The 21,762-nt window shown below is 39.9% G+C and carries 18 protein-coding genes and 1 tRNA gene; 11 read left to right on the top strand and 8 right to left on the bottom strand.

What is annotated here, in order from left to right; translation table 11 throughout:
• The first annotated feature begins 76 nt into the window (after nt 1–76).
• Entirely contained in the window at nt 77–1,357 is a 1,281-nt protein-coding gene (locus ICL16_RS41340; RefSeq protein WP_190837848.1) for a hypothetical protein, read from the top strand.
• Between the two features lie 7 nt (nt 1,358–1,364).
• Here the strand turns inward: ICL16_RS41340 and ICL16_RS41345 are convergent, their stop codons facing one another.
• Complete coding sequence (locus ICL16_RS41345) at nt 1,365–2,279, bottom strand: lysylphosphatidylglycerol synthase domain-containing protein (RefSeq protein WP_190837855.1); 915 nt, start codon at nt 2,277–2,279, stop codon at nt 1,365–1,367.
• Between the two features lie 410 nt (nt 2,280–2,689).
• Between ICL16_RS41345 and ICL16_RS41350 the strand changes: the two genes are divergently transcribed.
• Nucleotides 2,690–3,250: a DUF6658 family protein gene (locus ICL16_RS41350; protein WP_190837858.1), complete on the top strand. Its 561-nt coding sequence runs from the start codon at nt 2,690–2,692 to the stop codon at nt 3,248–3,250.
• A 73-nt stretch (nt 3,251–3,323) separates the two neighbouring features.
• Complete coding sequence (locus ICL16_RS41355; RefSeq protein WP_190837860.1) at nt 3,324–4,064, top strand: hypothetical protein; 741 nt, start codon at nt 3,324–3,326, stop codon at nt 4,062–4,064.
• A 73-nt stretch (nt 4,065–4,137) separates the two neighbouring features.
• Here the strand turns inward: ICL16_RS41355 and ICL16_RS41360 are convergent, their stop codons facing one another.
• The 7 genes from ICL16_RS41360 to alr form a co-directional block, all read right to left on the bottom strand.
• Nucleotides 4,138–7,170, bottom strand: coding sequence for a hybrid sensor histidine kinase/response regulator (locus tag ICL16_RS41360; RefSeq protein WP_190837862.1), 3,033 nt, complete (start codon nt 7,168–7,170; stop codon nt 4,138–4,140).
• 127 nt (nt 7,171–7,297) lie between these two features.
• Nucleotides 7,298–10,108 (bottom strand): methyl-accepting chemotaxis protein, encoded by a 2,811-nt coding sequence (locus tag ICL16_RS41365; RefSeq protein WP_190837870.1) that lies wholly within the window; start codon nt 10,106–10,108, stop codon nt 7,298–7,300.
• Nucleotides 10,109–10,177: 69 nt separating this feature from the next.
• Nucleotides 10,178–10,669: a chemotaxis protein CheW gene (locus ICL16_RS41370; RefSeq protein ID WP_190837872.1), complete on the bottom strand. Its 492-nt coding sequence runs from the start codon at nt 10,667–10,669 to the stop codon at nt 10,178–10,180.
• Between the two features lie 4 nt (nt 10,670–10,673).
• Entirely contained in the window at nt 10,674–11,051 is a 378-nt protein-coding gene (locus ICL16_RS41375) for a response regulator (protein WP_190837875.1), read from the bottom strand.
• Between the two features lie 42 nt (nt 11,052–11,093).
• Nucleotides 11,094–12,161 carry a response regulator gene (locus ICL16_RS41380; RefSeq protein ID WP_190837876.1) on the bottom strand — a complete coding sequence of 356 codons (1,068 nt, stop codon included), beginning with the start codon at nt 12,159–12,161 and terminating at the stop codon, nt 11,094–11,096.
• Between the two features lie 744 nt (nt 12,162–12,905).
• Nucleotides 12,906–12,987 (bottom strand) — tRNA-Leu (locus tag ICL16_RS41385).
• A 94-nt stretch (nt 12,988–13,081) separates the two neighbouring features.
• The gene (alr, locus tag ICL16_RS41390; RefSeq protein WP_190837878.1) at nt 13,082–14,269 is read right to left on the bottom strand and encodes an alanine racemase; all 1,188 of its coding nucleotides are present in this window, start codon (nt 14,267–14,269) and stop codon (nt 13,082–13,084) included.
• A gap of 207 nt (nt 14,270–14,476) precedes the next feature.
• Here alr and ICL16_RS41395 point away from each other — a divergent pair, with 207 nt between their 5' ends.
• From ICL16_RS41395 to nuoK, 8 genes are all read left to right on the top strand, one after another.
• Nucleotides 14,477–14,974 (top strand): HNH endonuclease, encoded by a 498-nt coding sequence (locus ICL16_RS41395; protein WP_190837880.1) that lies wholly within the window; start codon nt 14,477–14,479, stop codon nt 14,972–14,974.
• A gap of 362 nt (nt 14,975–15,336) precedes the next feature.
• Nucleotides 15,337–16,611, top strand: a complete 1,275-nt coding sequence (locus tag ICL16_RS41400) for a DHH family phosphoesterase (protein ID WP_190837882.1) — start codon at nt 15,337–15,339, stop codon at nt 16,609–16,611.
• Nucleotides 16,612–16,791: 180 nt separating this feature from the next.
• Nucleotides 16,792–17,286 carry a phosphohistidine phosphatase SixA gene (gene sixA / locus ICL16_RS41405; protein ID WP_190837884.1) on the top strand — a complete coding sequence of 165 codons (495 nt, stop codon included), beginning with the start codon at nt 16,792–16,794 and terminating at the stop codon, nt 17,284–17,286.
• 140 nt (nt 17,287–17,426) lie between these two features.
• Nucleotides 17,427–18,563, top strand: a complete 1,137-nt coding sequence (locus tag ICL16_RS41410) for a citrate synthase (RefSeq protein ID WP_190837886.1) — start codon at nt 17,427–17,429, stop codon at nt 18,561–18,563.
• Between the two features lie 291 nt (nt 18,564–18,854).
• Nucleotides 18,855–19,973 (top strand): NADH-quinone oxidoreductase subunit NuoH, encoded by a 1,119-nt coding sequence (gene nuoH, locus ICL16_RS41415; RefSeq protein WP_190837888.1) that lies wholly within the window; start codon nt 18,855–18,857, stop codon nt 19,971–19,973.
• A gap of 101 nt (nt 19,974–20,074) precedes the next feature.
• Nucleotides 20,075–20,656 (top strand): NAD(P)H-quinone oxidoreductase subunit I, encoded by a 582-nt coding sequence (gene ndhI, locus ICL16_RS41420; RefSeq protein WP_190837890.1) that lies wholly within the window; start codon nt 20,075–20,077, stop codon nt 20,654–20,656.
• Nucleotides 20,657–20,752: 96 nt separating this feature from the next.
• Complete coding sequence (locus tag ICL16_RS41425; RefSeq protein WP_190837891.1) at nt 20,753–21,364, top strand: NADH-quinone oxidoreductase subunit J; 612 nt, start codon at nt 20,753–20,755, stop codon at nt 21,362–21,364.
• A gap of 90 nt (nt 21,365–21,454) precedes the next feature.
• Nucleotides 21,455–21,760, top strand: coding sequence for an NADH-quinone oxidoreductase subunit NuoK (gene nuoK / locus ICL16_RS41430; protein ID WP_190837893.1), 306 nt, complete (start codon nt 21,455–21,457; stop codon nt 21,758–21,760).
• The last annotated feature ends 2 nt before the right edge of the window (nt 21,761–21,762 follow it).

A 21,762-nucleotide genomic window follows, 5' to 3' on the forward strand; every position in this document is an offset into this window, starting at 1 on the left:
GAATAGTTGATGCTGGTCGCTAGCCAAGGTTAAGCTATAGGAATATTAATTTCTTGATTTGGTCTTGGAAAATACAATGACCGATAACAGCTTAACGAGTAATGAAGATAGACAGGTTAATGTGCTAACTGCCCAAGAGAAAATATACAGCTATTTGGTGGAAATTGTTCAAAATTGGCAACCAGAAGATGTTTTGCAAAAATTTGAGCATCTATTTCTTGATTTAGTCAATGATGATTCAGTACCCAGTATTGAAAAATTATTTCAGGAAAGTAATCAACAGGAAATTATTAATACGTTTAAGCGTTGCTGTTATATATTAATCAATAATTGGGAAAGTAATAGAAATCATAAATGGATTCAAGAATTAGTTGAAATATTAGCTAAATATAAAGAAAATACACAGAAAAGTATTTCCAGGAAAAACAATGTTAATAGCTCAATCATCAAGTTTATTAACAGTAATGATTATCAAGAACTAAAACTATATGCCGATCGCAACGAACGTCAGGAAAAAACATGGGTTAATCGCTACGCTTCTTATTTACTAGTAGCTCAATATTTAGATCGGAATAATCCTCAAGAACAACAAGAGGCAGCAAGAAAACTTTCTCAGCATTTAAAGGACAAATTTAAGTTTGAACTAGCAATGTATATTGCTCGTTCTCAGTCTGCTGCTTCCAATGAAAACCGTTACGTCAATCCTAGTATTTTAGGAGATGATGTTTTACGTTTAATCAAAATGATTGTGGTGAAAAAGGGTGTATTTAGTTATGAAAATATTGCTAATATATTTATTAAGCAAACTCAAAATCAAAATCTTGATGAATTCAAACAAAGTATACAGAAATATTTGATTTATTCAGTAAAAGAAAAAGAGTTTGTTAGAACATTAAAACAAGAATTATCAGCAAGGCTTTCTGCTTGGCAAGTAGAACGTAATGAGGAAAATATTAACAAAGATTTGTTTTTGAGAATCTGTAACAAAATAATTGATTTTCTTACTACAGAAGATAGTAAGGTTCCATCAAAATTATTTGTTATGCTACTGTCTCAAGGACATCCTTTGACATTAGTAGTTGTCTTACTAAAAATTATTCTAATTTCGCAAAATTCTCGTAGCCATCTGGAACTGCGAATTGCAAATTTAATTCGTTATTACGATAAGTATGCGGAATATGAATGCCAAGGAATCATATATTTTCTGGAGATATTTAATATTACATTTGCAATTTATGCAGAAAATATTGAATATAACTTGATTAAAATGAAAGAGTTCGATGCAACAGATGAAGTACAATTGAATTTAGATGCCTATCGTGTCTTCTCTCAGTTGAAGAGAGATATAAATCAATAAGGTGTACTTAAGAATTAAATAACTTCTCTTCTAGCCAAGCCAATGCAGCACCAGTAGTTTCAGCTAAAATGCTGACTAAACGATACAAAACAGTCGCACTAATTACCAATGCGGCAGGAAAGTGATTTTGTAACATGGCGATCGCCGTAGCTTCAAACACGCCTAAACCTCCAGGTGCGCCCGGAATAACCAATCCTAATAACCAAGCAAAACTAAAAGCCCCAAGCAACAAAGGAATTTGACTTGCGCTCAAAGGACTTAAAGCAAACACAACGACAACAAATCCACTTCCACGCAATCCCAAAAAGCCTAATTCTCCTAACAAAGGTTTCCAGGGATAACGTTCAATAGCCGTGACAGTGGTTGATAGAGTGTTACTAGTAGCTTGTTTAGTCTTAATCTTATGCCACAGACGAATGATTGAGTTGAGAAACCGAGGATGAATCGCACAAAGTACCCCGCATAAACCGAAAAACTGGGCTATTTGTATAATGGGACTAGTATTAACTGCTAAAAATTGACTGTTTAGTAGGACAATAATTAAAGCAGCAGCAGCCATAAGTAACGGTTCAAGTAGCACACTGAGAGTTGCGGCACTATCAGAAACATGATTATTTTTTGCTGCCATGATGCGTCCGTAGTAATGCCAAACATTACCTGGCAGATACTTCGCGAGGTTTGTTTTTAAATAAACTTGAATAAACCGAGCATCTACAGATTGATTTAATTCTTGAAGTACCCAAGTCCATACCCAGCCTGCCCATATGTGTGCCAGTAAGGTTATGCCTGTGGCGATCGCAATCATTGTCCACCCTACTAAATCAATCCGAATTGCACTCACTTCCAGCCAGTTATTCTTAAGGGCGTTTACTAAAAAAAATAGCGTTCCACCCAAAATGAGCCAGCGTAATATTTGCTTCATAAATTGTATTAATTTCTCAAGTAGAACGAACAGTTTTACGTCAAAGTAATTTGGTATATCCTGGGGAAGATTATTTTTAATAAAACCTGCTTATAATATGTATATTTATAAATTTGTATAATATGATTTTTAGTACAAATAAATAACCAAATACTCATATAATAACAATCTCAGTCAGAAAATTTAGGTCAATTATCGTAACTTATATCTCTCTAAGGTAGGAGAACAAGAGTGGTAAAGTCTTAATAAGAATGTGACTTTTGCTAGAGACAAGGTTTTCTTTTTCTAGTATATTATCGTGTGTTGTTAGTTAAATATTAGCAACCTTAGGCAAGTAAAAACTGTGAATGGCTGCTTAACAAAAGTGTTAAGTATATATTTGGCTTGTTTGTAGGTAGAAGGAGGACTTGGTGAACGCATTAACAGCTTTTTTACAAAAATTAAGACTGCGCCAAATCATAACAGTATTTTTGGCTGGTTTCTTATTGATAATAAGCACAGCTTGTGCAGGTGGAAGTGAAGTAGGAGCAAGACCAGATAATCCTCCTGTGCAAATTGGTGGTCAAAACAATCCTTATAAAGGTGGTGGCGACAGAAACACAAACTTGAACGCAACTACCGATCCCAAAATTATTAACAAAAAAGCCGATGGGCGTGACCAAGCTAGCCTACCGCTATCTCAACAATTGATTGCTTCAAACACAAATAAAGAAGTACTGCTTTACCCAGGTGCTGAAACCCCAGAAGGTAGAGCATACAAGGAATCAGAATTACCCATTAAAACTGAAAGAGACTTTCGTGAGCCTGAGCCTGGTGGATTGAATCAACGTCAAGAAGATATAGGAACTCGCATTAAAGATCGCATTGAAACCGTTCAAGAAGCAGTTAAAGAAGCGACAAGCTTTGTGAAAGACAAAGCTGACGAAGCAGGTGCTAGACCTGAGTTTAAAGCAAATCCAGCAGCTCAATAAAGTTAATGAGAAACCCGGTTACTTGAAGAAACCGGGTTTGTAAGAAAATTCGCAATAATCAAGGAGTAGCACGATGAACAAAATAATTTCTTGGGTAAAAACCATTCGTCCAGTAAAACTGATCACAACTTGTTTAGCAGTATTTATCCTGTTCTTTACACAAGCTTGTGGAGGTAATAGTGCAACAGCAACAGCACCTAAATCAACTTCTGAATTTGAACCTGCACGTCAAACAGTAGGAATTCAAAAAGCAAGACCTAATGCTGAAGTATATGCTCCTAAAGGAGAGGGTGCTCTTTCTCCTGTTGAAGGTGGCATGAACAACTTCAGCGATGTAGATCCGAGAACACAAGGAGCCGATGTAAAAGCTAAAGCTGAGGTTCTGAGAGAAAACGCGGAAAGAAATGTCATTGACGAAACAGCTAATATAGGTGAAACTACCCGCCGGATTTTAGATAAGAAAGGTGAGAACGTTCAAGATTTAGGCAAGAACTTACAGCGTAATGCTGAATTTACAAAAGACAGAACTCAAGATACTGCTGAAGATCTTGTTCAAGGAACCAAGAAGGGATTGGGAAATATCAAAGAAAACACCAAAGATGCTGCTAAAGGCGCAACTAGTGACGCTCAGGAAGCAGTTGAAGATGCAAAGCTAAGTGCTAAGAGTGCCGTAAGAGATGCAGACGCTAATGTATCTGACGTTAAAGATGCTGGCAAAAACTTTTTTCAAACCAAAATAGATGAAGCGACAAGAAGCGCACAACGCAACTTGGATAAAGCTAGTAGCGCTGTGAAAGATGCTGTTGATGATTAATTCTCATCTTTAGTTGCTCACCGAATTGTTGTAGAGACGTTACATGTAACGTCTCTACAAAATGGGTGTAGTATTAATTGTGAGACAATTCATCAGGGAAAATAATTGCTTCGAGAGTTCGGAGCAATTCTTGTTCATTATAAGGTTTGGAAAAGTAAGCTCTAGCACCCAATTGCATTGCTAGCTGCCGATGTTTGTCACTACTACGAGAGGTAAGCATTGCGACAGGGATGTTTTTAAAATCATTATGAGATTTTACACGACCTAAAAAGCCGTAACCATCTATACGCGGCATTTCTATATCACAAATCACGGCTTGAACTTGCAAACCACTTTGAAGTTTTTCTAAAGCATCTTGACCATCTTTTGCTTGTTCTACTTGATATCCGCCTTTTTCTAAAGTCAAAGCTAAGAAGCGTCGGACATTAATTGAGTCATCGACAATTAATATTGTACCTTTGTGGTGAATGGGTGATGAAACTGTTTCATTCCCAGAGGTGAGAAAGACGGTTTTTAACCTTGTTGATGGTAGTTGATTGGTTTTGGGTGAGCGCTCGCTCGAAGCAATCCAGTACAGCAATTCGTTGGTGTTAATTAGTGGCACTACTCGACCATCACCAAGAATTGTACAATTATTAAAGCCTGGAGGCAGAGGTATACTTCCTTCCACAAGGCGGATAGCGACTTCTTGTTCACCCCAACAACGATCTACTTGTAGTGCGACTGGTTGATTCCCTTGACTGACTATAAGTATACTACTAGCGTTAATCGCTGGAGGAGTTTCTAAATCGGGGCTGTCATAGCGGGGACAATTAAACTCCAAGTAGCGTCTAAGACGAATGAGGGGTAGCGTACTTCCCTGCCAACTGAGAACTTCAGTGTTCCCCATTGGGAAAACTAAGTTTTCATTGAGTAAGAAAATTTCCGATACCACATCGGTAGGGAATGCCAAGAGCATTCGGTTGCTTTCCACTAGTAAAACTCGCGCTACTGAAAGTGTAAATGGTACTGAAAGTGTAAAAGTAGTACCTACCCCTTGGATAGTATCTACTTTGACATCACCCCTTACCTGTTTAAGTTTGCTACGTACCACATCCATGCCCACACCACGACCGGATAATGTGGTAACTTTTTCACTGGTGGTAAACCCAGGCTCAAAAATCAGCGATAATAATTCATCATCAGTAGCTTGAGCCAATAATGTCGGTTCCAATCCCATAGCTAAAGCGCGGGCGCGAATTTTATCTAGAGAAATACCGCGTCCATCATCTTTAATAGTAATCAGTGTACGATTTCCTTGATGAGTAGCTTTAATTTCAATCAATCCTTGTTCTGGTTTACCACAAGCAAGGCGTGTTACTTTGTCTTCGATCCCGTGATCGAAAGCGTTACGAAATAAATGCATTAAAGGCTCATTTAAAGCTTCTAAAATGCTCCGCTCAATTAAGGTATTAGCACCCTCAATTTTCAACTGTACATTTTTGCCATACTCCACACTCATATCTCGTAAAGCTCTGGGAAAGCGCTCAACTAAATCTGAAAGTGGGCGCATTCTTACTTGAGTTAACTTCCGTTGTAACTGCTTTGATGTTTTGGTAAGTTTACGAGAAATTTGATCTGTATCTTCAACGCTGAGTTGAATATCTGTTGTAACTTCTTGTACTTGAACGATGGTTTCCATCACTTCTTGTGACAGGAGATTTAATTCGTTATATCGATCCATTTCTAAAGAATCAAATCTGCCTTCGATACCTTGTGGTTGGTAGCGCTCGCCTTGATTCAAGTAATCTTCTGTATTAGCGTTTGTATATTCTAATGATGGAAAACGAGATGGCTCGTAGGCTTGAGTGGCGATGCGATCGTATGCTGTGCGTAGTTGTTGATTTTCTCGCTCCAGAGTTTGCACTCGTTGACTGAGACTACGAATGAGTTTACGTAATCTTTCGAGTTGCAAATTCATGCCGTTACGCTGAATAATCAGTTCTCCAAATAAGTCGTTAATTTGTTCGAGGTGCTTGCTAGAAACTCGAACTGTACTTTCTACTGGTGGTTCACTCTTACTTTCTACAACAGTAGGTTCTGCTTGGTGTTCGACAAATTTGTAATCTTTAATCGGGATTTCTCTAGATACTGTCGCTGGTGGTACTTCGTGTTGCTCGTTACTACTTTCTTGCGCAAATGCTGCCTCCAACGCTTCAAAATCTGCCGCAATAATTTCTTGAGCGAACCAAGTTTCTTCTATTGGTGGTTGAACAAAAGTTTCTTCTTCTATTGTTTCCACCTCTGGATGTAGAGACGTTGCATGGCGCGTCTCTACATTTGTTGTTGCTGATTCAAGTTGAATTGTGGTGGGTAAACTATCTAATTGATTTGTCATCACTAGAGCTTGCGCACGTCGCCATGCGAACAATGCTGCACGAGCAATGTCTTCTACCTGCTCTGAATCCGCAAATTCTAAGTAATGAGTTACCGATTCACAAAGTTGAGTAAAAGCTTCTAGCTGCAGCATTTCACCCAATCCACCCAGCTCAGCTGCCATGATTGCCACTTCTTCTTTAAGACATGGCTGTTCACTATCTGCCAAAACTGATTCTAGACGTTGTAGACAACCTTCCACTTCTGTTTCAAATAACAAAGGAACGATGTCTTGCCCTTCTTCTGGAGACAGCATAGTGGAGACATCTTCGGGAGTGGGTTCGCCTAAACGCTCACGCAGTTCTTCAAATACTGGGTAACAAAAAGTTGCCAACCACTGCTCGTCTACTTCATTACCATCCAAGAGCAATTCTACGATTTGACGTAGCCAATCTACTCCTGACAATAGTAAACTTTGCAACTCAGTATCTATTTCTAAAGAGTTTTTCCGAGTTTTGAAAACTTTAAACGAGTCTTCTAATTTATGAGCTAAATCAGACAGAGAGCGGAATCCCATCATTCCCGCCCCACCTTTAATGGAATGAGCTGCTCTGAGTGCAGCATTAATTTTTTCTGGAGCGATGCGGTTGGTACCGTCGATTTCTAACAATACCCCTTCCAAGGTATTCAAGTAATCTGTCGCTTCTTCCAGAAACTGTAGCCTGATTTCAAATTCTTTGTCTTGTGACATGGTATTTGTTATAGGTCATTAGTCATTAGTCATTAGTCATTAGTCATTGTTGATTGATGATTAGTCATTAGCCATTGCTCATAATTAAGATACAAACGGCTAATGACAAAGGACAAATGACAAATGACTAATTCACCTTAAACGTACCAACAGTTTCTTGCAACTGTTGAGAAATTTCTACAGTTTCCTGTAGAGATTGGGAAACTTGGCGACTGGAATCACTGGTGCGTTGTGACACAGCAGCAATTTCTTTCATCAACTCACTGACTACTTGAGATGTTTGTACTTGAGAAGCTGTCGCCTCAGAAATTGACTGCACGAGAAAGTCGATTTGATGAGAAACTTCCATGATTTGACTCAAAGAATGCTTAGCATCTTCCACAATTCTCGTTCCTTCCACTACCTGGGTAGTGCCTAATTCCATCGCTGTCACAACTTCACTCGTTTCCCGTTGGATATTCTCAACTATTTGTTCAATTTCTTTTGTCGCCGCCGCACTTCTGGCGGCTAATTCTCCCACCTCCTCTGCTACCACAGCAAAACCTTGTCCTTCTTCACCAGCACGCGCCGCTTCGATGCCAGCGTTGATGGCTAGTAAGTTGGTTTGCATGGAAATCTGGTTAATTAGTGCTACTACACGAGAAATTTGTTGGGTAGATTCGCCTAAACGCTTAACTTTCTTGGCTGTTTCACCAACTGTTTCGCGCAAATGCAAAATGTTTTGCACCGTCATATCCATAGCTTGTCCACTTTTATATGCTGTGGAGGAAGCATTTTGCGCTACTACTGCGGCTTGAGCCGCGCTGCTTGCTACTGCTTGCATGGAATATGTCATGTTATCAACTGCATCTAAGGTGCGATTGATTTCTCCAGCTTGGAGCAATGCTTCTTCGGCTAGTTGGTGGATAGCTTCTTCGTTGGAGCCAATTGCCTGATTTACTTGGGTAGCAGTTTGTTTAACTTTGGTGACAATCAAACGTAAGTTTTCGACAATCGAGTTAAAAAAGTCAGCAACAGTACCAATTTCTCCTGCTGTCACGTCAGCACGTACTGTTAAATCGCCGCTGGCTGCTCCTTCTACTTCAGAAAGTAGTTCTAGAAGTTGCATTTGCAAAGCTTCTTTTTGTTGACGCTCTTCATCGGAGGAGTTTTCGGCTACAGATTTGGCAAGTTCTAATTCTTCCAAAAGCTTTGCTTGTTCTAAGGCGTAACCGACTTGAATTGCTATTTGTTTAAATAAATCAATTTCTGATTGTTGCCAATTTCGGGGAGCATCACAATGATGGGCGATTAATAAGCCTGTTAGTTCGTCTGAGCTGATGATTGGGGCAACTAAGTTGGCTTTGACGGAAAATTTCTCCAACATTCTGATGTAACAAGCTGCATTACTCAAACTCGGATCTTGATAAATGTTGGATATTGCTCGTACTCGACCATCTTTGTATAATTCTACGTGGCGATCGCGAAAACATGGATCGTCAATGTTCTCTCCTAGCATTTGCGGCAATCCAGATGTCACTGATTCAGCAACAACACTTCCATCCCAAGTTCCCCGCTCAAAGTTATATATGACTACTCTGTCTGTTTTCAGTGCTTGGCGAATTTCTTTGACTGCTGTTCTATATATATCTTCTGTTCTGAGGTTTTTACGTACCTTTAAAGTGAGATCTGAGATAATTCTTGCCTTTGCTGTATCGAGTTCTTGCTCTTTAATTAAAGTTTGTAGTTGCCCAGCCATGTGGTTAATATTAGCACCTAATACCCCCAACTCGTCTTCTGATTCTACTTGTATACGTGTGTTAAAATCGCCTTGTCCGAGTCTTGTCACGGCATTCGTTGCCTGAATAATTGGTTCTGTAGCTCGTTTAGCTAACCAAGCTGCAATCAAAGCGACAATCAAAGCTGTTAATCCGGTTCCCAAGGCTGTTGCGAGTAGCAGTTGTTTAGAGAGGGCAAAAGCATTATTTGCATTTGTGGCTAGAATTACTTGCCATTTTAAATCGGGCAAATCTTCTAGTGTTCTTGCGGAGTAGCTTACCAGTTGCTCTTGCTTGTCAAATTGATTAACAGTAGTGAAAGTACCTTCTTTTCCTTTTCTTTGCTGTTGTGCTAAACCGGGAAAATTTTGGAGCGCGTTTCTACCTATTTGTTTTTTCTGTGTTGCTAAGAAAACTTTTCCTTCCGCATTAGTAATGTAGTACTCTTGCCCTGCTTCTGTATAATTCTTGACTACATTTTCTAATACTTTCACAGGCATTCGCGCTCTAACTATGGAAATTGTTCTACCTGTGGCTGGATCTTTAACTGGAGCCAAAGCATATATACTGTTTTGTCCAGTTATTTTAGATACTTGCGGTTGACTAATTTCCGGTCTATCTACTACCTTGAAGTAGTCGCGTTCGCCACGATTACCACTGTCTTCTCTTTGAGATCCTACAATGGGGTTACCTTGAAGGTCTAGTACGGCAACGTGATCGTATACTTTATAAATCTTAACAAATTTATCTAATTCTGCACTTTTATCTTGATTATTAGTGTTGTCTCTGCGAGATGTCAAAATCGGTAAACTAGCTATCACTTGAATATCGCCATACCGTTCAATCATAAAACGGTTGACTTTATCTGCCAAACCATTGGTTTCATTTTCTTGAATTTGGGAGATTTTCTCAGACAAAGATTGACTAGCTACTTTATAAGTAAGCGCTCCAACTGCTAATACTGGGGCTGTGCTAACTGTAATTGCCAGTATAATAGCTTTAGTACTCAAGCTCAGACGACCAAACTTAGTTACTACTTGATTGAGAGGATTATCAGGGCTATTACCACTAAAGCGGTTAAGCCTTTCTACTTTACTATCTGTACTAACTTTGTGTGATGAAGAAATCTTTGTCAGATTTTGCCCATCACTACTCTTAGTTGCATCTGTTTTATTAAACATAAAGTAATTCCACTTTAATCAGGGAATAAAAACACTCTTAATTTCTGTTTTAGTAGTACACCCTAAACTTTAATCACTACGGAGAATTGAAGACTGAGCAATAGCTTGTGCATCTAGTACCAGCAATATCTCTTGATCTTGAGTAACGCAGCCACGTAAATATGGTACTAAACTAGAGGCTATATGACCTAAAGGAGATAAAATCGCATCAGGATGAAACTTAGCTGTACCTGTAATTTCCTGTACAACTAAACCTAAAAGCATGGATTCCACTCGAACAATAATCACGTCATAGGAGCGAAGTCTACCATCAAGGTAGTCTAAATTGAGCATTTTGGACAAATCGATTGCCCAAACAATGCGACTACGCCAGTTCATTAATCCTAATATACATGTGGGCATATTAGGCATTGAGGTAACAGCATCAACAGGTACAACAATTGCTTCTTGTGTATACCGCATTGATATCAAAGCTGATGTTTGTCTATTTAACTGAAACTTGAGATAACCGTCTCCCAAGTTATTTTGGATTATTTTTGTGGGGGCAATTTTTGCATTCATGGATTCAAATTGCTACAGATTTAATAGCGCGAAGAAGTTGTTCGCGTGTATAAGGTTTAGTGACGTATGTATCAGCGCCTTGTCTCATTGCCCATAATCGATCAATTTCTTGATTTTTCGAACTACAAATTACAATTGGTACTTTTTGAGTTGCTGGATTTCTTTTCAGAGAACGACATAATTCAAACCCACTCATTCCTGGCATCACTACATCTGTAACTATTACGTCTGGGTTTTGCGTTTCGGCTTTTTCCAGAGCTTCTTTTGCACCACTAGCTTTAATGACGTTATAACCACTTTCGGTGAGATAATGACTCATTAATTCCAATTCGCTCGGAGAGTCTTCGACAATCAAAATAGTGCCAAGCAAAGTTATACTCACTCCTAAATCTCCTAAATTAAAAAATGTATTCTCAGATAATTGCTACATTAAACTGATGTGTTTAAACACTATTTTTAATAAGTCCGACTGTGTAAAAGGCTTAGTTAAGTAGCCAGAAGCTCTAACCATTCTTGCCTTAGCTCTGTCTATAAATCCTGTTCTACCTGTCACCATAATAATTGGTGTACTTTTAAAAGCAGAATGCCTCCGTAATAAAGAACATAGTTCGTAACCATCTAAGTTTGGCATTTCGACATCTAGTAAGATAATATCTGGCTTACTACGAAGTATTTGCATTAAAGCTTTTACTGGATCATTGATCATCACCACTGAGAAAGTATTTTCATCTAAAAAGTTTTTGATGGAATTTAAAAAAGTTGGACTGTCATCAATGCACGCAACTGTATAAGTATTTTTACTACCCGTTTGAGCCGAATTTCTATCTTTGCTACTACCAGAGGTATCAAAATTTATTGGTCTTGGCAACTGTACTCCGGCTTGAGATTGTGTTTGCGGTACTTGAATTTGTCTAGGTTTAGGTATTTGAGAAGTACCACCTTTAGAAATTGGTGATTGGACTTGCTTGCTTCGGATCTGTTTCTGACAGTATTCTACAAGTAATCTTAAATCTAAACGACAGAAAGTTGGTAGTTCATCTAAAGGACTTAAACTATTAAATTCATAACTTCCTTCTTTAAGTGTCAAAAATGACTCTAGTACTTCTTTCGCCATTTCATCGATCAAAATCACTGCTTGAGAAGGGGTAATACAATCCTGCTCAACTAACCAGCAAATAGCTTGATAGTCTGGTTGTAGAATTGATCCATTACCACTATTTTCAAAAAATAGTCTTACTTCTGTAATAATTGCACTCTCTAAAGTGGGAATTTGCTGACTCAACTGATGTATGTGATGCGAAAACCTTTCAAACAATTGCGCCGAGTGCGAAGCATAAATAAGTTTACCTTCTTCTAAGTATATTGACCAGAAAATGGCATCAGTAGATACTTTTAAACAGCCTGTGGCACGACGACTAGTTAATTGTGCTAACAGAGATAGTGGGTGTAGTTTTTGAAAGAACTTGTAGCTACCTAAAGGAGTTGTGTTCATCTGCTTAACTTTTGTTAAATTAGATTAGTGTAAGCTAGTTTTGACAAAGCTTTTCCACAAATTAATCCTATGTATCCAACATTTTGTGATCAATATGACAAAAGTCTTTCTAAGGGTTTGTGACGAAGCTTCAAGAAGGTAGCACCCTGAACTAAATATAAGAAAATCTTAGTAAGTTAGTAAGTTATATTTGTTTTACTTACTCCTACGGGGAACATAAGATACTTTCACAAAACGTAGAGAAGCTAGCCACTGACATCAAAGTAAGCCTAACTGAACTACAACCGCAATAATACTGCTTTTTCGCCAGGAAAAACCTGATATTTTCAGTATTCTTACTTAAGTATAATACGATTGTTCCCATCTCAGGTTAAAGTTAACGTTAGCTTTGATAATAATTCAGTATTTTTACTTTTACATTCTGTAAAATTTTCTTTAAGAAGAAAAAGGTGCTGTCACTTAAAAGATAACCGAAAAGGGTTAATCTGCAAGATATGATATTCAGCTAGCTTGTCAAATTGACGAAGTTTTACTTTATACGAAATAAAATTTAACAGATTAATACCAAATAGTTTGCTCCGAATTAGAACCCCGGTTTCTCCAAGAAACCGGGGTTCTGGCACATACACTATCGTTAACCGAGAAGTATGGGTTTAAAACTGATCAAACCATCAAAATTTGTGCATAGTAATGCAAAAAAGTAGGGCAGGCAAGATGCCCACCCGACAAAGTTTGATATAAGTATGCGGATGAAAGGACTTGAACCTTCACGCCTCTCGGCACTAGAACCTAAATCTAGCGCGTCTGCCAATTCCGCCACATCCGCGTCAGTTAACTATGTTATCACAACATTTTATTTGTGGCAATGAGATTTTCAGAACTCGGAATTCAAAATTTGGAATTCCGAATTCAGACTACCCTCACATCAACGCCACACGCGGCAAACGATGCTTAAAAGAACAGAGAATTTCCCAAGAAATCGTGTTGAGTTGATTTGCCCAATCTTCTGCGGTGATTTGTTCGTTGCCTTGTTGCCCAATTAAAGTGACTATCTCACCCTCTTGTATATCTGGCATGGCACTTACATCTAACATCAACTGATCCATTGTAATAGTTCCGATTTGTGGAACTTTTTCGCCGCGAATCAGTACCTGCATTTTTTGGGAAAGATTACGAGGAACACCATCAGCATAACCTATCCCGACAACGGCGAGGCGGAGATCATCTTGGGCAACAAATTGATGTCCGTAACTGACCCCAGTTCCTTTTGTGATAGTCTTGACTTGGGTTACTCTTGCCTTAACTTGTAAAACAGGTTTGAGGTTGATTCGCTCAACCAAATGATTGGCTGGGTAAAGTCCGTAGACGCATAAGCCTACACGCACCATATCATAATGTAGTGATTTATCTGTGAGTGTTGCGGCTGAATTTGCTAAATGCAAGCAGGATGGATTGATTCCCATAGCTTTAATTTGCGCGATCGCACTTTCAAATCGCGCAAGCTGCTGTTTCATGACTGTAGGATCTTCATCATCAGCTGTGGCTAAATGGGAATAAATACTTTTAATCTCCAAATGAGGTAATCGCTGTACTAGTTGCACAAACTCACCACTTTGTTGCCAATCAGTTCCTAACCTAGACATTCCCGTATCTAATTTTATATGTACTGGCACAGCAGAATTGGGAGCGATCGCTTCTAAGGCGTTGGAAAATATGAGAGCTTGTTTCGGACTTGTGATAGTGGGCTGGAGTTTCCAGTGAACTAAAGCTTGTATTTGCTCTGGAGTGTAAGTCGCGCCTAAAATTAAAATTGGCGCTGTAATTTTAGCTTCGCGCAATTGAATGCCTTCTGGAACTGTGGCTACTCCCAACCAAGAAGCTCCTGATACAAGTGCTGTTTGGGCGACTGTTACTGCTCCATGCCCATAAGCATCTGCTTTCACTACTGTCATTAGCTGAGTACGTGGTGATAAAAATTGTCGCAGTTGCTGCACGTTATGTGATAAAGCTGCTAAATCAATTTCCACCCAAGCACGTTGCGAAAACCAAGCGTAGGTGTCGCACTCTTGAAGGGATGCAACATCCGGGGTTTGCTCATGGCTTAACATCAATTTCTCCTCTCAAACCACACTTATAAAACTTACTGTACCTCTACAAATACTTGCCGTTCTCGCGTTTGTCCCGAAGAATTTAAATTAGGTCGATTTTGTAGAGACGCTCCGGTGGAGCGTCTCTACTATAATTTTTTCTCATCTTTTCAAGCGAGAGGTTTATGTGTTAATATATGTAAAAATAATATCCTTGAGCGTTTATCAATGGGGAAGGTTTTGGTTCTAAACGCTTCTTACGAACCGCTCAATATTACGAGCTGGAGACGAGCTGTTGTCCTTTTAATTAAGGGCAAAGCTGAGCGGGTCGAATTCAACAGCAAACAACTCTATGCTGATTTTCCGCTTCCTACTGTGATTAGGTTACGCCATTACGTGCGTGTGCCTTACAAGGAGATACCTTTAACTCGCCGAAATATCTTGCACCGCGACGGTCACGCTTGTCAATACTGTGGTTATACAGGGGACGAGTTGACTTTAGACCATGTAATTCCGCGCTCGCGTGGTGGTGGCGATAGTTGGGAAAACATTGTCACTGCCTGTGTCAAGTGCAACGTTAATAAGGGAAGCCGTACACCAGGCGAGGCTCATATGCTTTTACGTCATACACCCCGCCGACCTTATAGCAGTTTATATTTTGAGGTAAGTAAACACTTAAAAACAGGTACACATAAAGAATGGCAAAAGTACGTTATTGGACTTTAAACTAACGAATTGCTTTTTTAGTCCTTTAACGACAATGAGCGCAACGTGGCTGAGTAGGTCATCCTCTGAGCTAGCAGATCAATCTGCGAGCACTTTAGGATTTATAACCAACTTCGCTACTTTAGCATAATAAGTCGAAAAATGGAAACCCATTGCTATGCAAAATAGCAATATATTTGTAACAATAATTATATATAATTTAATAATTAGTTTTTATAATATAAAATCTATTGACGAAAGAGAAACTTTGCCATATGTCTAGATTTTTGCGAAGATCGTACATGTGGGGCTGAACTATTGGAGCGCTAATTGTCGTATTCCAGGAAAAAAAGCGGAGTCTCACATATCCAAAAACGTTTTCTATGCAATTTAAATCTCCCCTTACTCAAATTGAGAGTTTTCCGTTGACAACAGACCCAACTTCCGATGAGATAGAAATAGACTCAGAAGCAGTTGAAACGAGTGCGAAAGCGCAGATGGGATCAATTAATGACAGCAACTGTTTCGGTCAACGAAGCAATTCTTTAACACAGCAAAAGTTAGAAGAGTTGCATCATACGTTGTTAGCACACCGACATGAGCGCCAACTGGTAGTACTGCAAGATTTTCCCGATCCTGATGCACTTTCTTCGGCTTGGACTTACCAGTTAATTGCCCAGCAATACGACATCAAATGTGACATTATCTATGCTGGTGCACTGTCCCATCAAGAAAATATTGCCTTAGTAAAATTAACAGGTTTACCAGCTCAACGCTGGACATTACAAAGTCTTAAAGGTAAAGATTTGTCATCTTACCAAGGTTTTGTACTGGTAGATAATCAAGGAACTACATCTGGTTTAGTGCCAATCTTACAACAGGCAGCAGTACCGCTGTTAGTGGTTGTCGATCATCACAATTTACAAGGAAATATTAAGTCAGAATTTGTTGATATTCGTCCTTCGGTGAGGGCAACAGCAACAATTTTTACTCAGTACTTGCAAGCGGGATTATTAACGTTAGATAGTAGTATTAGTCAACATGTAAAATGTGCCACTGCCTTGATGCATGGGTTAAGGTCAGATACTGATCGACTTATGCAAGCACAGGAGGAAGATTTTATGGCAGCGGCTTATTTAAGTAGGTTTAGCGATACCCAGTTGCTGAATGCAGTACTACAGGCAACTCGCTCAAAACGGGTAATGGACGTAATTGAGCGATCGCTAAAAAACCGCATTGTACAAAACAACTTCTCCATCGCTGGTGTTGGTTACTTACGCTATGATGACCGCGATGCCATCCCTCAAGCGGCAGATTTTTTGGTGACAGAAGAAAATGTTCACACTGCAGTAGTTTACGGTATTGTTCATGACGAAGATGAAGAATTTGAAGTAGTTATCGGTTCCCTCAGAACCAGCAAACTTACTCTTGATCCTGATGAGTTCATCAAAGAAGCCTTTGGACAAGATAGCAGTGGACGCTTTTTTGGCGGTGGGAGACTTAGCGCAGGCGGATTTGAAATTCCGATGGGTTTTTTATCTGGGAGTAACGAAAATTCTGCTTATGCGAAAATGAAATGGGACGTTTTCGACTCTCAAATTAAACAAAAGCTCTTGAGGTTAGTTAATCCCAGAGATAACCCAATTCAATCTGAGTAGCACATCCAGCGTCACGCCGCCTTGAACTGAAGTTCAAGGCTTATAGCGCCAATTCCGTTTTAACGGACTTGAAGATTTACTAGTCAGCTGTCTTCTGACTTTAGCTTTTAGCCAAGAAATTTATTTCTTGGTTGAGAAATTTATTTCTTGGTTCAAAATCTAAACTCCAGGCATCACCCAGTGGAACTATATCTAATTCGACATGGTATTGCGGAAGAACGGCTTGATGGGGTTAACGATGAAGCGCGTTCTTTAACTAAAGAAGGTCGGCAAAAAACCGAAAAGGTTGCCCAAAGGCTGAAAAAGCTGGACTTCCACTTTGATTTGATTGCCACTAGTCCATTTGTACGAGCTCGCCAAACGGCAGAAATTCTAGTAGCAACTGGACTAAGTTCCCAGTGGGAAGAATGTAACCATCTGTTACCTAGTGGTAGTATCCATAATTGGGTTACAGACTGGTTAAAACCAAGTAAATATCAAGCAGAAACTCAGCTAGCTTTAGTTGGACATGAACCAAATTTGAGTTCTTGGGCAGAAATTCTCGTCTGGGGACAAGCCAAAGCAGGTTTAGACTTGAAAAAAGCGGGTATGATTGGGTTAAAACTACCAGAAACAGGTTCCCCCTTGGGTCGTAGTCAGATGTTCTGGTTGACACCACCCAGGTACTTACTTTAATAGACCTGCATTTAGCGTGCAGTTGGTGAACGTTTCTTTTGCTAATTTCTTAAAGAACGGACGCTGTTGAAGTAAAAAGAGTTTCTGGTTAGTTAACCTAAAAGCAAATCTTTTCACAATAAACAACAGATGGTGTTGCCATGATGGTGTGCGAATTCAAGCCTGGTTTGGAGGGCATTCCCGCCGCCCAATCCAGTATTAGCTATGTTGATGGGCAAAAGGGAATACTAGAATATCGTGGCATCCAAATTGAGGAACTGGCTCAAAAAAGTACATTTCTGGAAACTGCTTATCTTTTGATTTGGGGTGAATTACCAAACAAGGACGAACTAGCAGAGTTTGAGCATGAAGTTCTGCATCACAGACGTATAAAGTACCGCATTCGGGACATGATGAAATGTTTCCCAGAAAGCGGTCACCCAATGGATGCCTTGCAAGCCTCTGCGGCTGCACTGGGTTTATTTTACTCTCGTCGAGACTTACATAACCCTGCTTATATTCTGGAAGCGGTGGTTCGTTTATTGGCGACTATTCCAACAATGGTGGCAGCTTTTCAATTGATGCGCAAAGGCAATGACCCTGTGCGTCCTTGTGATGAGTTGGACTACTCTGCCAACTTCTTGTACATGCTCAGTGAGAAAGAACCAGATCCATTAGCAGCGCGAATTTTTGATGTCTGCTTGATACTTCATGCCGAGCATACCATGAATGCTTCTACCTTTAGTGCCAGGGTAACAGCTTCAACGCTGACTGACCCTTATGCTGTGGTAGCTAGCGCGGTGGGAACCTTGGGGGGTCCCCTTCATGGTGGAGCTAATGAAGAAGTAATTCAGATGTTGGAAGAAATTGGCACTGTGGAGAATGTACGCCCCTACGTTGAAGATTGTCTTCAACGCAAAGCTAAGATTATGGGCTTTGGGCATCGTGTGTACAAGGTAAAAGACCCACGCGCTAAGATCTTGCAAGACTTGGCGGAACAACTATTTGCCAAGTTTGGACACGATAAGTACTACGACATTGCCCAAGAAATGGAGCGGGTGGTTGAGGAAAAATTAGGTCAAAAAGGGATTTATCCTAATGTTGACTTTTACTCTGGTTTGGTGTATAGGAAATTGGGAATTCCGACAGATTTGTTCACACCAGTATTTGCGATCGCTCGTGTAGCAGGTTGGTTAGCACACTGGAAAGAACAACTGACAGAAAACAGAATTTTCCGTCCCACTCAGGTTTACAACGGTCGTAACGGCTTTGCCTATGTGCCGATAGAGCAGCGGTAGGCAAACGTTAAAAGTTAAAAGTTAAAAGAAAGATTATTTCTTCTTTTGACCTTTAACTTGGTTCTTTTTACTTGTATTCTCCCCCACTCCCTTTCTCCCTCAATCCATACCATTAGCAGAATCTCTCCGTCGTTGCGAGAGGAAAAACCAACCAACGATATACTAAGCATGGGGATTGCAAAAAATCTTAAATTTTGCCGCTGGTTAGGTAAAGATAATGGGGGAAGAGTTTACATTTGTTTGCACGCGTGATCGTCGAAAATCACATGAATCAATGATTTCAAGAAAAAAATGAATCCAGGAATTGATCTGCAAGGAACTTTTATTCAATCCCTAATGGATTTGGGACTGCCATCCGGCGCAGCCAAAGCCATTTGGATGCCTGTACCAATGACGTTAATGCTAATTGGTGCAACTGTGGGAGTGCTAGTCAGCACTTGGCTAGAGCGAAAAATCTCAGCAGCCGCACAGCAGCGGATTGGTCCTGAGTATATAGGTCCTTTTGGGTTATTGGCTCCGGTAGCAGATGGTCTTAAGCTTGTCTTTAAAGAAGATGTGACACCAGCTAAGTCAGAAGCTTTCCTGTTCACTCTCGGACCAATTCTCGTTGTGCTTCCTGTATTTGTGTCCTATTTAATCGTGCCGTTTGGACAAAATATAGTAATTACCAACGTGAGTATGGGGGTATTTTTGTGGATTGCGTTGGCAAGCATTCAACCAATTGGGTTGTTAATGGCAGGCTATGCGTCTAATAATAAGTACTCCCTGTTAGGCGGTTTGCGGGCAGCAGCGCAGTCAATCAGTTACGAAATTCCTTTGGCTTTGTCAGTGATGGCGATCGCCATGATGTCTAATAGCCTCAGCACTATTGATATTGTTAATCAGCAGTCTGGCTACGGCATTCTCGGTTGGAACGTTTGGCGGCAACCAGTTGGTTTTATCATCTTTTGGATCGCTGCCCTTGCCGAATGTGAAAGAATGCCTTTTGACCTTCCAGAAGCTGAAGAGGAAATAGTCGCAGGTTATTTGACAGAATACTCGGGCATGAAATTCGGACTTTTGTATCTGAGTTCTTATCTCAACCTTGTGCTTTCTGGTTTGCTGTTTACAGTTTTATACTTGGGCGGCTGGGATTTACCTATTCCCATCAATTTAATAGCAAGCTGGTTGGGAGTAAGTGAAACAAATCCGGTTCTACAGATTGTAACCGCCTCCTTGGGGATCACAATGACTGTTCTCAAAGCTTACTTCCTAGTCTTCCTGGCAGTTTTGTTACGTTGGACAGTACCCCGCGTCCGCATTGACCAATTGTTAGATTTAGGATGGAAGTTTTTACTACCAGTAGGTTTGGTTAACTTACTATTAACCGCAGCCTTGAAGCTAGCTTTTCCCGTTGCCTTCGGTGGCTAAGAGCTAATGGCTAATGGTTAATGGCTAATAGTTATTCAGCAATTATCCATTAGCTATTAACAATTAGCAATTATCTAATCAAGAGAGAGAAACACGATCATATGTTAAAATTCCTGAAGCAAGTTGGTGATTACGCCAAAGAAGCAGTGCAGGCAGGGCGTTATATCGGTCAAGGATTATCTGTAACCTTCGATCACATGCGTAGACGCCCGATCACCGTGCAGTACCCTTACGAAAAACTAATTCTCAGTGAGCGTTTTCGCGGTAGGATTCACTTTGAATTTGATAAATGTATTGCCTGCGAAGTTTGTGTTAGGGTTTGTCCGATCAACCTACCTGTAGTGGATTGGGAATTTGACAAAGCCAGCAAAAAGAAAAAGCTCAACCACTATAGCATAGACTTCGGAGTTTGTATCTTCTGCGGTAACTGTGTGGAATATTGCCCAACTAACTGTCTATCAATGACAGAAGAGTACGAGCTTTCTACTTACGATCGCCATGAATTGAACTATGATAACGTAGCTTTGGGTCGTTTACCTTACAAGGTAACTCTTGACCCAATGGTGACACCATTACGTGAACTAGTTTATTTACCAAAAGGTGTCATGGAACCTCATAATGTACCAGAAGATGCACCTCGTGCAGGCGATCGTCCAGAAGATCTTGTGCAGCAAGAAAAATAAACGTCATTAGTCATTAGTCCTTAGTCATTGATAAAAAACTAAGCACTTTTGACAAATGACAAATGACAAACGACAAATGACAAAGGACAAAAAATTGTGAATCTAGCTCAAGGAGTACAGGTTGTTTCGTTTGGGATATTGGCTGTGATGATGATTGGAGCAGCACTAGGTGTGGTACTGCTCGATAACATTGTTTACTCTGCCTTTTTGCTAGCAGGTGTTTTTGCCAGCATCGCCGGAATATACCTTTTGTTGAATGCTGACTTTGTAGCAGCAGCCCAATTGCTAATTTACGTTGGTGCAGTTAACGTGCTAATTTTGTTTGCCATTATGTTGGTAAACAAGCGGCAAGATTTTGTTCCCTTACATAATGCTTGGTTGCGGAAAGCACTAACAGCTGTAGTTAGTGCGGGATTATTTGTGCTACTAAGCACAATGATTTTAGTTACACCTTGGACGCTATCTACTGCTACCCCTGCCAACAACACTATAGTTTTAATCGGTCAACATTTCTTTAGTGACTTTTTACTACCTTTTGAACTAGCTTCAATTTTGTTGTTAATAGCAATGGTAGGCGCAATCATTCTGGCACGACGTGAGTTTTTGCCAGAACAAGCAATATCTCCCAATCAGCAACCTGTTTTGACATTGCCAGAACGTCCCAGAGAACTGGTATCAGTAGGTGATGCTAGTCGCAATATTCAGTAAATCTAATGGCTAATAGCTAATAGCTAATGGTATAAAGGTTAGCAATTAGCAATTAGCTATTAACAATTAACAATTAGCAACTAACAACTCATGCAATTACAGTACTTTTTGTTACTAGCCGCAGCTTTATTCTGTATCGGCATTTATGGTTTAGTAAATAGCCGTAATGCAGTAAGAGTGTTAATGTCAATTGAGCTACTGTTGAATGCCGTTAATTTAAATTTAATGGCTTTTTCCAACTACCTAGACTCAACATTAATTAAGGGTCAGGTGTTTACAGTATTTGTGATAACCGTAGCAGCAGCAGAGGCAGCGGTGGGGTTGGCGATCGTGCTAGCAATCTATCGTAACCGTGATACTGTTGATATGGAGCAGTTTAATCTTCTCAAATGGTAGTT

It is taken from the genome of Iningainema tapete BLCC-T55 (genome assembly GCF_014698965.1).
Classification (GTDB): domain Bacteria; phylum Cyanobacteriota; class Cyanobacteriia; order Cyanobacteriales; family Nostocaceae; genus Iningainema; species Iningainema tapete.

What these genes read in the sequence shown, in the direction of transcription:
- ICL16_RS41340 (WP_190837848.1), top strand. Translation starts at nt 77, where the DNA reads ATGACCGATAACAGCTTAACGAGTAATGAAGATAGACAGGTTAATGTG.
- ICL16_RS41345 (WP_190837855.1), bottom strand. Translation starts at nt 2,279, where the DNA reads ATGAAGCAAATATTACGCTGGCTCATTTTGGGTGGAACGCTATTTTTT.
- ICL16_RS41355 (WP_190837860.1), top strand. Translation starts at nt 3,324, where the DNA reads ATGAACAAAATAATTTCTTGGGTAAAAACCATTCGTCCAGTAAAACTG.
- ICL16_RS41360 (WP_190837862.1), bottom strand. Translation starts at nt 7,170, where the DNA reads ATGTCACAAGACAAAGAATTTGAAATCAGGCTACAGTTTCTGGAAGAA.
- ICL16_RS41365 (WP_190837870.1), bottom strand. Translation starts at nt 10,108, where the DNA reads ATGTTTAATAAAACAGATGCAACTAAGAGTAGTGATGGGCAAAATCTG.
- ICL16_RS41370 (WP_190837872.1), bottom strand. Translation starts at nt 10,669, where the DNA reads ATGAATGCAAAAATTGCCCCCACAAAAATAATCCAAAATAACTTGGGA.
- ICL16_RS41380 (WP_190837876.1), bottom strand. Translation starts at nt 12,161, where the DNA reads ATGAACACAACTCCTTTAGGTAGCTACAAGTTCTTTCAAAAACTACAC.
- alr (WP_190837878.1), bottom strand. Translation starts at nt 14,269, where the DNA reads ATGTTAAGCCATGAGCAAACCCCGGATGTTGCATCCCTTCAAGAGTGC.
- ICL16_RS41395 (WP_190837880.1), top strand. Translation starts at nt 14,477, where the DNA reads ATGGGGAAGGTTTTGGTTCTAAACGCTTCTTACGAACCGCTCAATATT.
- ICL16_RS41400 (WP_190837882.1), top strand. Translation starts at nt 15,337, where the DNA reads ATGCAATTTAAATCTCCCCTTACTCAAATTGAGAGTTTTCCGTTGACA.
- ICL16_RS41410 (WP_190837886.1), top strand. Translation starts at nt 17,427, where the DNA reads ATGATGGTGTGCGAATTCAAGCCTGGTTTGGAGGGCATTCCCGCCGCC.
- nuoH (WP_190837888.1), top strand. Translation starts at nt 18,855, where the DNA reads ATGAATCCAGGAATTGATCTGCAAGGAACTTTTATTCAATCCCTAATG.
- ndhI (WP_190837890.1), top strand. Translation starts at nt 20,075, where the DNA reads ATGTTAAAATTCCTGAAGCAAGTTGGTGATTACGCCAAAGAAGCAGTG.
- nuoK (WP_190837893.1), top strand. Translation starts at nt 21,455, where the DNA reads ATGCAATTACAGTACTTTTTGTTACTAGCCGCAGCTTTATTCTGTATC.